Annotated in this window: 11 protein-coding genes; 9 read left to right on the top strand and 2 right to left on the bottom strand. The window is 42.5% G+C overall.

The window, feature by feature from the left end:
* Positions 1-75: 75 nt before the first annotated feature.
* Positions 76-2,130, bottom strand: coding sequence for a glycosyltransferase family 39 protein (locus ACKTR2_RS07245; RefSeq protein WP_407884002.1), 2,055 nt, complete (start codon positions 2,128-2,130; stop codon positions 76-78).
* A 128-nt stretch (positions 2,131-2,258) separates the two neighbouring features.
* Here ACKTR2_RS07245 and ACKTR2_RS07240 point away from each other — a divergent pair, with 128 nt between their 5' ends.
* Together ACKTR2_RS07240 and ACKTR2_RS07235 are read left to right on the top strand one after the other, a co-directional pair.
* Positions 2,259-3,548, top strand: a complete 1,290-nt coding sequence (locus tag ACKTR2_RS07240) for a hypothetical protein (RefSeq protein WP_407884000.1) — start codon at positions 2,259-2,261, stop codon at positions 3,546-3,548.
* Positions 3,535-4,656 carry an acyltransferase gene (locus ACKTR2_RS07235; RefSeq protein ID WP_407883998.1) on the top strand — a complete coding sequence of 374 codons (1,122 nt, stop codon included), beginning with the start codon at positions 3,535-3,537 and terminating at the stop codon, positions 4,654-4,656. The genes ACKTR2_RS07240 and ACKTR2_RS07235 overlap by 14 nt, the downstream gene beginning before the upstream one ends.
* 68 nt (positions 4,657-4,724) lie before the next feature.
* Here ACKTR2_RS07235 and ACKTR2_RS07230 read toward each other — a convergent pair whose 3' ends face one another.
* Positions 4,725-6,305 carry a hypothetical protein gene (locus tag ACKTR2_RS07230; protein ID WP_407883996.1) on the bottom strand — a complete coding sequence of 527 codons (1,581 nt, stop codon included), beginning with the start codon at positions 6,303-6,305 and terminating at the stop codon, positions 4,725-4,727.
* Positions 6,306-6,586: 281 nt separating this feature from the next.
* Between ACKTR2_RS07230 and tmk the strand changes: the two genes are divergently transcribed.
* From tmk to galE, 7 genes are all read left to right on the top strand, one after another.
* Positions 6,587-7,231 carry a dTMP kinase gene (gene tmk, locus ACKTR2_RS07225; RefSeq protein ID WP_407883994.1) on the top strand — a complete coding sequence of 215 codons (645 nt, stop codon included), beginning with the start codon at positions 6,587-6,589 and terminating at the stop codon, positions 7,229-7,231.
* A gap of 34 nt (positions 7,232-7,265) precedes the next feature.
* A complete protein-coding gene (locus tag ACKTR2_RS07220; protein WP_407883992.1) occupies positions 7,266-7,595 on the top strand; it encodes a cyclic-di-AMP receptor in 330 nt (109 codons plus the stop codon).
* A 32-nt stretch (positions 7,596-7,627) separates the two neighbouring features.
* Positions 7,628-8,650 (top strand): DNA polymerase III subunit delta', encoded by a 1,023-nt coding sequence (gene holB / locus ACKTR2_RS07215; RefSeq protein WP_407883990.1) that lies wholly within the window; start codon positions 7,628-7,630, stop codon positions 8,648-8,650.
* Between the two features lie 30 nt (positions 8,651-8,680).
* Positions 8,681-9,031, top strand: a complete 351-nt coding sequence (locus tag ACKTR2_RS07210) for a DNA replication initiation control protein YabA (protein WP_407883988.1) — start codon at positions 8,681-8,683, stop codon at positions 9,029-9,031.
* A 15-nt stretch (positions 9,032-9,046) separates the two neighbouring features.
* Positions 9,047-9,937: a 16S rRNA (cytidine(1402)-2'-O)-methyltransferase gene (rsmI, locus tag ACKTR2_RS07205; RefSeq protein WP_407883986.1), complete on the top strand. Its 891-nt coding sequence runs from the start codon at positions 9,047-9,049 to the stop codon at positions 9,935-9,937.
* A complete protein-coding gene (locus tag ACKTR2_RS07200) occupies positions 9,937-10,725 on the top strand; it encodes an acyl-[acyl-carrier-protein] thioesterase (protein WP_407883985.1) in 789 nt (262 codons plus the stop codon). The genes rsmI and ACKTR2_RS07200 overlap by 1 nt, the downstream gene beginning before the upstream one ends.
* Positions 10,726-10,795: 70 nt before the next feature.
* Complete coding sequence (gene galE / locus ACKTR2_RS07195; RefSeq protein ID WP_407883984.1) at positions 10,796-11,788, top strand: UDP-glucose 4-epimerase GalE; 993 nt, start codon at positions 10,796-10,798, stop codon at positions 11,786-11,788.
* The last annotated feature ends 146 nt before the right edge of the window (positions 11,789-11,934 follow it).

Raw genomic sequence — 11,934 nt, 5'->3', positions numbered from 1 at the left:
ACATAAAACGATCATCATTTTTCAACTTGAAGAATGATGATCGTTTTATGTTTGACTGATTTAAGGCGAATTAAGTTACTCGATGGATTTGATCGTTTTCCACCAGAGGAAGCCACCAAGGAGAATTGCCAAAAGCGTAATGAGGTAAATAAGCAAGCCTATTGTCCGCGAATAAAGCGGCTGAGGGAATTCTGCATTAATGACATATTTAAGATATTGATGAGGGTGACCACTAATTGAGTCTGGTGCCAGAGGAATGATCGAACTATTGATTACTGGAATTTGAATTGAATGATTTGTCTGGTTTTTAACGACAAGTTGAGCTTGACCAGCTCGAATCGTACTCGTTTTTTCTTCCCGATTGGTTAAAAGACGATCATGACCGTGAGATAGATAAACGGAGATAGATGGTCCTAATTTTTCAAGATCGTTAGTAATCAGTTGATTAGCAGGATGGTTAAGCTGAACTGGCGTTTTAATTTGTTGATGAGGTGATAGCGTCAACGAGCGAGCTTGAAAATAACCAGGGATTGCCTGCTGTGCCACTAATTGAGTAGTTGGTGAAGGAACGGATTCAAAGCGATTATGGAAAGGAATGTAAGCATTGGCGATCACTAGCCCGACTACGACACAGGCAACGAGCCAATGGCTGTATTTTTGTTCTAACCGCCATTGTGGGAAGGTTAGCTGTGCCATATAGCGTAGTCCGTTGGCAGAAAGTGCAATTAAAAAAGGGCTTGTCAAGAAAGCGTAGCGTGATTCGACCTCCCAGAATAAAACATGCAGGAAGAAGATGCCTAATAATGACAGCTGAAATAAACTAGCTAAGAATGGTGTCTGACGCCAACTTAAAGTGATCCCAATTAAGGCAGTGATTAACAGGTTGAGGTAAACCACTTGAGTACCGTTGGCTAAGAGCGCCCGAACTGTTCGTTCATGATGGAGATATTGTTGTGGAATTTTTTGAAAGGTGTCGGGCCAAAATAAGGCACCTTGTGTGCCGGTCGACCACATGGTGGTAATTTTAGTCAATAGCTGATGGATTAAACCGGTAACGCCAAGCTGTTGAATACGATGGCGTAATGCGATTTGAACGGCTTTTTGGTTGGCAGTTGATGAACCTAAGCGACTCGTTTGATTGATATCTGTTTGTGAAAAAGTTCCTTTTGAAGCTGGATTAAGGCCCATTAATGTCCAAGATAGCATTGGAAACGTGAGCGCTGTTTGCTGCCGATAGCCAGTTTGTTCAGCTAAGTGATGACATAATTTGCTACCACCAATGAGTAGACTTAGGCTAAGTACAGAGATTAAGAGCACCTGCCCAACTTTTCTAAGCGTTAGGTGTGTGAAGCATAACCAAGCGATCAGCCCAGCAATACCGAACACGATAGTATTGCCTTTAATGAGATACGCACAGGTAAATGTGATTAAGGTGGCCACTAACCACCAAACTTTATGACCGGTGGCTGTTCGGGCATTGCTAATGAAAGTTGCTAGCAACAATATATATGGTAAAACAAGTGCATCAGTATAGAAGTCTAATCCGTAAAGATAGAATGGGACAAACAAAAAACTACAAATCACAATTAGTAAGCCAGTTAGTGCACCAAAGTATTTACGGGCTAGGCGCCATAATAACCAAATGGTTAGATCAATGTGCGCAAATAACCAACCGTTTAAAAAAATACCGAAACCAATGCCATGAGTGGCATGACAGGCAGTCATCAAGCCAGCTAAAATTAGAGTGATATTAACATTATTGGGATACCAAGAGAAATATGTAAACCAATGATGTGATCCCGTCGCTAAAGCAGCGGCTTGCAGTCGAATAGCCGCTGGATCGAGCGAACCCAACCCCACAACGTTAAGCATGAGCCAGATTTGGAGACCTAATATGAGCCCACCTGTCAGTAGGGTTAGGCGAAAAATCATCCCTTGATGTCGGGTTAACCACCGAGTGAGTCCCCAGAGTAGAAAGACTAATGTTGAACTGGCAATTAATAAACAAGTTGGTGATAACCATTGGATCGGAACCTGGCGGTCAATTGGGTGTAGCAAGGCCACTAACAGAATTATCGCTAGGGCAAGCCAAGTAATAATTGAGATGAGTTGAACAGCTTTTCGTTGCATGAATTTATCCTTTAAAAATAATGACGTTAGGTTGAAGCCTTGTGCTAAGTCAGCCTACAGAAAAAGAATACTCGCAACTTTAAGTTTATGCTATCCTGAATAAAGATTTAGTGAAGGTGTGTGCAATTGTGACTAAAAAGTTCAGTCGAGAGACTCGAGTATTTATCGTCTTATTGATCTGTGTCGCTGTAATCGAGCTCGTGTGTGCAGGTTTGTTTTGGGGAAAATTTGATTTACTTACATATAATTTTCCTTGGTCTCAAGTTGTTGTTAAGAATTGGGCAGGTATGTATCGCCCTAGATTTCAAAATGCCTATTTAGTTAATTATCCACCGCTTATTCCGACATTATTGTGGCCGTTTGGAAAGTTAATTCATCATTTTGGCGTTGCGTTGGTAGGCCAATCTCCGTTACGGACCACATTGGCGTTTCTACTGATTAAGTTACTTCCCTTGATTTTTCATTGGTTGACGGCTATTTTCGTCTACTGGAAAAGTTCGGATAAGTTACATGGTTTGTGGTTAAGTGTGCTCATTTTGGTCAACCCGGCGATTTGGTTCAATGCTGCTTTTTGGGGACAAATGGATTCGGTGTTGGTTTTTTTGATTGTAATTAGTTTTTACTACCTGCAACAACGTCAATATTTGGTGGCCACGCTATGGTTTTCGGTGGGGTGCCTAGCCAAATTACAATTCATTTATTTGGTGCCTATTTTCGGACTTGTTTTACTAACCCAGCTCCCGAGGCGATTGATATTAGGATACGTCAGTTTGGTGATCGGCGTTAATATTGTTAGTTGGTTGCCTTTCATGATTAACATGCATAGTGTGTTATTGCCTTTCAAAGTTATTCTCGGCGGTGCGAACCAATATGATGGGATCGTTGTTAATGCGTTTAATTTTTGGTCCGCAGCGTTAAAGGCTCGAGTCTGGTATAAGCAATTGCTAATCACGGATCATATCCTTGGCCCAGTTACGTATAACATGGTGGGTCAAGCAATTTTAGTACTCATCATCTTGGGTTTAATTGGTTTGTTTTGGGGCATGTGGCGACACCGCTTGCCGGAAATTCCATTGTCGGTCATTGGGCTTATCTATACCGGCGCAATCTTCTTTTTCACCATGGGACAACATGAACGGTACCAAATTCCGATGTTAGCTTTTGAGTTATTATGGTTGATGAGCAATCGTGAGTCAATGCGGTTACAGTCGATAAAATGGGCTTGGTTTGCCGGCTTAACGAGTATGATTTTTATTAATGAAGCATTCCTTTATTTTGCAATGTATGTCAACATGAACCTGGTTCTATGTTACCGTTTGATTCGTCTTGGCGGCATTATTAACACGCTAGTGTTTATTGGGCTACTGGCTAGCCTAATTTGTCAGTATCGGAGGCCAAATCAAAATGGAACAGATTGATCGAACAAAAGTCTCTAAAAGAATTGTTGGTCTAGATTTAATCCGCGTGATTGCCATTTTCTTGGTCTTGTTAAGTCACGCGATTCCTGCTAACACGCATCCAAATACATTGTCAGTGGGTGGGCAGATCATTAATGCAACTTTTGTCAGCATTGGTCACCTCGGCGTACCTATTTTCTTCATGCTATCTGGTTATTTTTTGATTGACCGTGATTATGAGACAACCAGTGCAATTAACTGGTTTTATCGCCATAAAGTTGCTCCGATGGCGATTTGTTTTGTCTTGTGGATTTCGATCTATCAACTCTTTTTGTGGGGCGTTTTGCACCGATCGTTAACATTGATGGGCTGGCTGGAAGATTTGCTGTTTTTTTCACGCCAAGGTGGTAATCCTAATGGGCTGGGAATTTATATTTGGAATGCTTGGTTTATGCCAGCCATTCTAGGACTTTACCTAGCGGTTCCCTTTATCTCTCGAGCCGTGTATCATTTTCCCCGAAGAGGACTGTGGTGGATCTACTTGTTGGTCGTCAGCCAAACGATGGTCATGCCAACGGCGACGCTGTTACTTAATGCTTTTGGTAAGCCAGGGTTTTCTATTTCTCAACTAGATCTTAGTTACTTTGGCGGCATCAGCGCGACTTATTTTTTTGCCGGCTATTTGATCAAAACCAGTCAGCGACAATGGTCAAAGTGGTTATTGATGATTAGCGGTGTAACCTTAGCGGTAGCAATTTGGCTGACTCAGTATCAATTTCAATTTACAGATTATGCAAAATATACGGGTGGCCAATTAGAAATGCCATACCAATTCTTATTGTTGTTACCGTGTGCGGCGGCTTTTGTACAGTTAGCTGCTCGTTGGCATCAATCAACTCATCAATGGTTGAATCAAGGAATGGCTTATTTGTCTGGATTATCTTTTGGTGTCTTCTTGTGTCATCGGCTGATCAGCATTGCACTTGATAAAACGGGGTGGTTGACAGGACAATCATTGACTAAACAAACCTTGCTGAACATGCTGATTCTATTGGCTGGTGGTTACTTAATCGCGATGATCATCCATAAAATTCCTTGGTTAGACCGCTGGTTATTGTTGAACCACTAGACTAAATCAAATTAACGCTGGAATAACCCAATTTCTTTATGCCCAGACGATGGTAGTACAGTGGAACGCTATTTTTTAAGCAGGATGAAAATCCTGTTTTTTTTATCGCCGACGACTGATCCGTTATTTTGAATTGGCAACGTTTTGCTAATGTTTACGATATGATAATGTTGTAAAATCGAGCGTGGAATTTGTCGATCAATTTGGGCGATCGATGTGGGGCGCTGCAAGTCAGTTCGGTAACCTGACCAGCCAAGGTCGTAAACAAGATATTGACTTTGTGCGGTCATAACTGAATGATTTAGACTTTCTCTTTGAATAGGAAAACGTTTGGGATTCAAGTTAGTTTCTTCAAAATATTTAATTTGATGTGAAAGTTTCGTGTACCGACCAACGCCAATATCTAGTGTATTGAAATAAATCAAACTGGCTGGTCGATGCTCATGTTGACTAATGTAGTTGCCGAAGTCTTGTGGCGCATATGGTTGTTTTGTCATCACAAACGGGGCGCTCATGGCAATTTTGTTAGTTGCAAACGGGGCAATGCCAAATAAGGTCACTAAAACAAAAAGCTCAGCTGTCGCCCAACGTTTTGATTGCAGCTGCCTGTTAAGCGCAATTGGTAAAGAACATAATCCTATGGCAGCTGTCGTCAGGAACATATAAGGATAACCGTGCAAAGACCAGTAACTTAATAACAAGTTAAAGGTCATCGTTAAGCTAATGATTAAAAGCAAGGCGTGTGTATTAGGATCCTGTGCTAAAAAGATGCAGGTCAAGGCTCCTACAATTAAGATAAGAGGCTGGTTAATCATGGCAGTAATGATCATTTGTAACACAAGCATTAAATGAGCACCAAGACTAATTGAACTGGTATTTGAATATGCGGTGATATTAGTTAAAAAATAGATATGCCATAATTGGGACAAGCCATGCTGCCACTGGAAATAAATTAACACGATAAAGCAAACTAATAAGCTGCCTAGCAACATTGAACCGAGCTGAAATAACAATTGGCGGGTCTGGTGACGTTGCGCGTAAGTAATTAATATGATGATCCCAAATGCGAACCATGGTGCAATTAACGTATATTTAATCCAAAAAACAATCCCACCACTAACGCCAATTATAAAGGCTTGTCTGAAAGATAGCTGTTGTTGCTTTAGCAAAAAAATAACATAGTAAAGACTTAGAAGTAGCCAAAAAATGGCGAACTCTTCTGGACTCCCACCAGTTTCAAATGATGTTGAACCAACCAATAAAAAAGGCAGCAATAGAGCCAAGCTAGCTGATTTCCAATCTGCAATTGTCGGATAATAAAGGTGGATAATGGCGAACTCGACGACCCAAATACCGATTAAATTGAGGAGCTCAATAACAAATAATCCAAGATAGCCTTGTGTAGCAAGTACATTGGCCAAAAGGTAATAGAGATACAATAGTGGACCACGCTGTTCAAATAGGTCCTTAAAGGGTAGCCGCCCACTTAACCAGCCTTGACCGATAGTAAGCATTGCGTTGGTATCAGGCCACCAATTTCCCCGGCGTAATGGACTACTGCCTAGAAAAACAAGACAAAATAACGTCAGGCAGATGACTGCCATTAATAGTGAGATTAGATGAGGCTTTATTCGCAATTGTTTGGTCATGATTAATTCTCTCCGAATTGAAAGCCATCCATGTAATGATGGCTGATAGACAGCTATTTTATAAGTTTGAATTAAGCCTAGCATAAAGCTAAATAAATGCGGAAATAATATGACACCTTTAAGTGATTATAAACTAGGCTAATGGGGGCTTTAGGTGAGTGTGAATTGTGTTTATGTGGCTTAATAAGGGCTTGCCAGCTCACATTGATTCTGGTTAGACAGGTCTTCATATCTAAAGTACAATATCAGTATTGAAGTTATGAGAATGGAGTAGATTAACAGTGGAGACGAGCGCATTTATTACTTTTGAGGGGCCAGACGGGGCCGGTAAAACCAGTGTTTTGAATGCGCTGATTGAACATTATGTCGTTAAACTAGGTGATCGTTTACTAAGTACACGAGAACCAGGTGGCAACAAAATTTCTGAAGCGATTCGTGCCATTATTATGGATACAGACAACCTTGAAATGGATGCGCGAACCGAAGCGTTATTATTTGCGGCGGCGCGACGACAACATTTGATGCAGACTGTGCGACCGGCATTAATGGCTGGTAAGATTGTTTTTTCTGATCGCTATGTGGATAGTTCCATTGCCTATCAAGGAGCTGGACGACAAATCGGTGAAGTAGCAGTCGCAGAAATGAACCATTTTGCCACTGAAGGTTTGACACCAGATTTGACCATCTACTTCGACATTCCATCAGAAGTAGGTTTGGCACGGATTCATCAGTATCGGGCAGATCAGGTGAATCGGTTGGACAACGAAGCCTTGGCTTTTCATCAACGTGTTCGGCATGCTTTTCTGCAGATGGTTGAGGCACAACCAAAACGAATCGTTTTAGTGGATGCAAATCAACCGTTTGATCAGGTGGTCATCCAAACAGAACGAGTATTGGCCGAACGTTTCCCAACAGTATTTAGTTAAGGTATAAAGCCAGTAAACTAAGGAGTGTGTGGTTATGAAAATGATTGTCGCGATTGTGCAGGACAAAGATAGTAACCGGTTGAGTAATCAATTCATTGAACAAAACATTCGGGCGACCAAGTTATCGTCTACCGGTGGTTTTTTACGTTCGGGTAACACAACTTTTCTAATTGGAATTGAAGATGATCGTGTTGATGAAGTGTTGAATTTGATCAAGGAAACGTCTCATACACGCGACCAGTTTATGACACCACCTGTCAACATGGATGTGTCTATGGACCAGACGGCCTCGTATCCAGTCGAAGTGACGGTGGGTGGAGCGACTTGCTTTGTCTTGCCTGTGGAGGCATTCCAACAGTTTTAAATAGTAAACCTTAGAAATTGCGATGAGGTCTTATGCAAATTAAAAATGAAGTCTTGAAGAATGCTGAACAGCGACAACCCGTCCTGGTTCAGCATTTTCAAAATGTAATTAAACATCGAGAATTGGCACACGCTTACTTATTTGCTGGACCAAGTGGCAGTGGTAAAGCCGAATTGGCCATGTGGATTGCAATGCGACTTTTTTGTATTAATGTCCAAGATGGTGAACCTTGTGGTGTTTGTGAAGAATGTCAGCGGATCACGGCTCATGAACATCCGGATGTCGTGATTGTTGAGCCGGATGGCAATGCGATCAAGGTTGACCAAGTACGCTTTCTTAAAGCCGAATTTTCAAAGAGTGGTGTTGAGGGTAGCCGTAAAGTATTTATTGTTGCGGGGACTGAGACGATGACAGCTAGCGCGGCGAACAGCTTGTTGAAATTTTTAGAAGAACCAGCAGGCGACATGACAGCATTGTTATTGACCACAAATCCACAACTCGTTTTGCCGACGGTTATTTCGCGAACCCAAGTCATCGAAATGCAACCTTTAAGCGAGGATCAGGTGCGCGTCCAATTTAGTAGAGTGGGGCTACCGGCGGATTTAATTGGTCTTACCTTACAGTTGACTCACGATCCCAATGAAGTGGCTGACTGGTTAGTAGATGATTGGTTACAACAAGCAGTTGCTAGCGTCTGGCAATGGTTTAGTCAGGTAGCTAAGCCGGATTTAAATGCCTTCGTTTTGGTTAGCACAACCTTGGTCCCCTTAGCTAAGGACCGGCCGCATCAACGTTTATTGTTAGATATGATGCTAAGTGGTTTTCGCGATTTATTGATGACTAATGTTGCTGATAAAAAATTTACACCACGATTTGCCAAGCACGACAAGGAGTTAGCAATTCTTGCAAGTCAGTATAACGAAACTAATCTTCTGGAAATAACTGATTTAGGGTTACAATCAAAACAGCTTCTTGAACGGAACGTCAACTTTCAAAACATCGCCGAATCGTTGACATTACAGGTTATTGACCGACTGTCAGAAGCAATCACCTAGTAAACTAATCATTTTGATGGAGGGATCTTTGTGGACAAGCGACAATCAATGCTGAGTGATTTCGATCATCTAGAAGAACAGGCGGATGCCATTTTAGGACAGCTAGCCGCGTTAAAAGCACAAGTGACGGCTCTTTCAGAAGAAAATGCGGAATTAACGGTAGAAAACCAACATTTACGTGAATTGTTAAATGAAGAAGATGACACACATGATGAACAACAGCGACTATCCAAGTCTTTGCGGAATTTGGAACGATTGTATGAAGCTGGCTTTCATGTTTGTCGTGAATTTTATGGTCAACGGCGAGAAGCAACGGAATCTTGCGCATTTTGTTTGGAACTGATTTATGGTGAACGTGAGCGGGCCAATAAGGCGAGTTAGGGGATTAAGGGATTTATGACGGCAACTAGCCAACAAAGTTTTAGCATTCATTCTGTTGGGACACTGTACTTGGTGCCAACGCCGATTGGCAATTTACAGGATATGACATTTCGCGCGGTTGAAACGTTGAAACAAGTCGACTTAATCGCGGCGGAAGATACGCGAAATACACAAAAATTATTAAATAATTTTGAAATTAATACGAAGCAAATTAGTTTTCATGAGCACAATACGAATGAGCGCATTCCAGAGCTACTCGATTGGCTTTCACAGGGTCAAGACATTGCTCAGGTCAGTGATGCAGGAATGCCATCGATTAGCGATCCAGGAGAAAAGTTAGTGGCTGCTGCGATCGATAGTGGTATTCCAGTGGTGCCATTGCCCGGCGCTAACGCTGGTTTGACGGCCTTAATCGCGAGCGGTTTGGCACCGCAGCCGTTTTATTTTTATGGCTTCTTGAACCGCAAAACAACGACTCAGGCGGACGAATTGGCTGAGCTAGCACAGCATTCCGAGACGATTATTTTATACGAGGCGCCGCATCGATTGAAAAAAACGCTCCTGGCTATTCAGGCAGCTGTCGGTGACGAACGACCAGTAGTGTTATGTCGCGAGTTAACGAAGCGATATGAAGAATTTGTTCGTGGAACGGTTAGCGAAGTGCTGGTTTGGCTGGCCGAGCACCAACCACGGGGGGAATTTGTGATTTTACTGGGTGGAAATCCGCAGCCAATCACTAATGAAGTGAGCGACCCGTTACTTGGCTTATCCATTACAGACCACGTGGACATGCTGATTGGACAAGGATTAAAACCAAATGAGGCCATTAAACAAGTCGCCAAAGCGCGGGAACTTAAAAAGCAGGCCGTTTACGCTGTGTATCACCATCTGAATGAGGATAATTAATGACCAAGGAAAATCAATTTACTGAAATTCATCAGGTAACTTACTATGAAACAGATTTAACTGGACAAGTGACGCTAGCCATGCTGGTCGATATGGCTGTTCTAGCTTCTTATGATCAGGCAGAAGCATTAGGTGTCGGCACTCAAACAATGCTTAAGCAGGGGCTAGGCTGGGTGATTACCCAGTATGAAATGCAAATCATTCGTTTGCCAAGGGATCGCGAACAATTAAGCATTACAACAGAAGCTGTTTCGAATGATCGATACTTTGCAAACCGGCAATTTTTCGTGCGCGATATTGATGGCAACTTATTGGTGCATATTAAAGCGGTCTATGTCGTCATGGATTTAATGGCGCGAAAAATGATCGCAATCCCTGAAGCAATTATTGCGCCTTATCAAGCGCCAAATGTCAAACGAATTCCACGTCTGGCAAGGCCTCAGAAGATTACCACTGACGAGACTTTGATCACAAATGACTATCATGTTCGCTATTTTGATCTGGATACTAACCATCACGTTAACAATGCTCGTTATTTTGATTGGCTACTCGATCCGTTGGGCGAAGACTTTTTGACCAATCATCGTCTACAGCATGTGACGATTCGGTTTGAGAATGAAGTCCGCTATGGGCATACGATCACAAGTGCTGTGACCACGCCACAAATAGTTGATGGTGCGATTGCCACTAAACATCGAATTATGGGGAATGATGAAGCAAAGGATCAGACGTACGCTGAAGCTGAATTAACATGGCTTGTTGCGGAAACAGTGGACGAACCTGTTTGAGAAACCGTTTTCGTCAATAATTTGGTGTGCTAAGATAGAGTTGTTATTTCAATGTCGGGAGGAAAATTAAATGTCCATTTTAGTCGCAGGTGGGGCCGGTTATGTTGGTTCACATATGGTTGATCGGTTAATTGAAAAAGGAACCGATGTAGTTGTGATTGACAATCTGTCCACGGGTCATCGGGCAGCTATTAATCCAGCGGCTCATTTTTATGAAGGGGATACGCGTGATCGAGACTTTTTGACCGAGGTCTTCACAAAGGAAAATATTGATGGTGTAATCCACATGGATGCGTTCTCAATCGTTCCTGAGTCCATGAAAGACCCGCTCAAGTACTTTGACAACAACGTTTATGGCATGATTACCCTCTTGGAAGTGATGCATGAACAAGGCGTTAAACGGATGGTCTTCTCCTCGACGGCAGCAACGTATGGTGTGCCTGAACGAATTCCAATTCATGAAGATGATCGTAAGGAACCAATTAACCCTTATGGTGAAAGTAAGCTGATCATGGAACACATGATTCACTGGTGTGATGTGGCTTATGGGATCAAGTGGGTCGCTTTGCGATATTTCAATGCGGCAGGCGCCAAACCAGATGGCTCAATCGGAGAAGATCACCATCCGGAAACCCATTTATTGCCAATTATTTTGCATACTGCACTTGGCGACCGGGATCATATTGATATGTTTGGTGATGATTACGATACACCTGATGGTACGAATGTTCGCGACTATGTTCATGTCTTTGATTTGGCTGACGCGCACATCTTAGCACTCCAATATTTGGCAGAAGGTAATGAGAGCCGTGCCTTTAACTTAGGTTCATCTACTGGTTTTTCGGTTAAACAAATGGTTGAGGCAGCGCGCGATGTTACCGGTCGTGAGATTCCTGCCAAGATTGGCCCACGGCGGTCTGGGGATCCGGATTCCTTAGTTGCCGATTCAGCGGATGCTCGGAACATTTTAGGTTGGCAGCCTCAGTATGATGACGTTCATGAAATCATTAAGACAGCCTGGGCATGGACCCAAAAGCATCCTCGTGGTTATGAAGATAAGTAGCCTTTACTATAACGAAATTGTTAGCTGAGTTTTAACATAAAACGTCTTGTCGAGCAGTACGCTGCTTGGCAGGACGTTTTATGTTAGCCGCTCGTCATTGAACGGCGAAGCAAGATGCTGATTCAGGTGATTTTGATTTGACTGAG

The organism is Furfurilactobacillus curtus, assembly GCF_045862785.1.
Lineage (GTDB): Bacteria > Bacillota > Bacilli > Lactobacillales > Lactobacillaceae > Furfurilactobacillus > Furfurilactobacillus curtus.
Note: the sequence above shows the minus strand (reverse complement) of the source record. Positions and strands in the feature narration are given on the sequence as shown.

What these genes read in the sequence shown, in the direction of transcription:
- ACKTR2_RS07245 (WP_407884002.1), bottom strand. Translation starts at nt 2,130, where the DNA reads ATGCAACGAAAAGCTGTTCAACTCATCTCAATTATTACTTGGCTTGCC.
- ACKTR2_RS07235 (WP_407883998.1), top strand. Translation starts at nt 3,535, where the DNA reads ATGGAACAGATTGATCGAACAAAAGTCTCTAAAAGAATTGTTGGTCTA.
- ACKTR2_RS07230 (WP_407883996.1), bottom strand. Translation starts at nt 6,305, where the DNA reads ATGACCAAACAATTGCGAATAAAGCCTCATCTAATCTCACTATTAATG.
- ACKTR2_RS07220 (WP_407883992.1), top strand. Translation starts at nt 7,266, where the DNA reads ATGAAAATGATTGTCGCGATTGTGCAGGACAAAGATAGTAACCGGTTG.
- holB (WP_407883990.1), top strand. Translation starts at nt 7,628, where the DNA reads ATGCAAATTAAAAATGAAGTCTTGAAGAATGCTGAACAGCGACAACCC.
- rsmI (WP_407883986.1), top strand. Translation starts at nt 9,047, where the DNA reads ATGACGGCAACTAGCCAACAAAGTTTTAGCATTCATTCTGTTGGGACA.
- ACKTR2_RS07200 (WP_407883985.1), top strand. Translation starts at nt 9,937, where the DNA reads ATGACCAAGGAAAATCAATTTACTGAAATTCATCAGGTAACTTACTAT.
- galE (WP_407883984.1), top strand. Translation starts at nt 10,796, where the DNA reads ATGTCCATTTTAGTCGCAGGTGGGGCCGGTTATGTTGGTTCACATATG.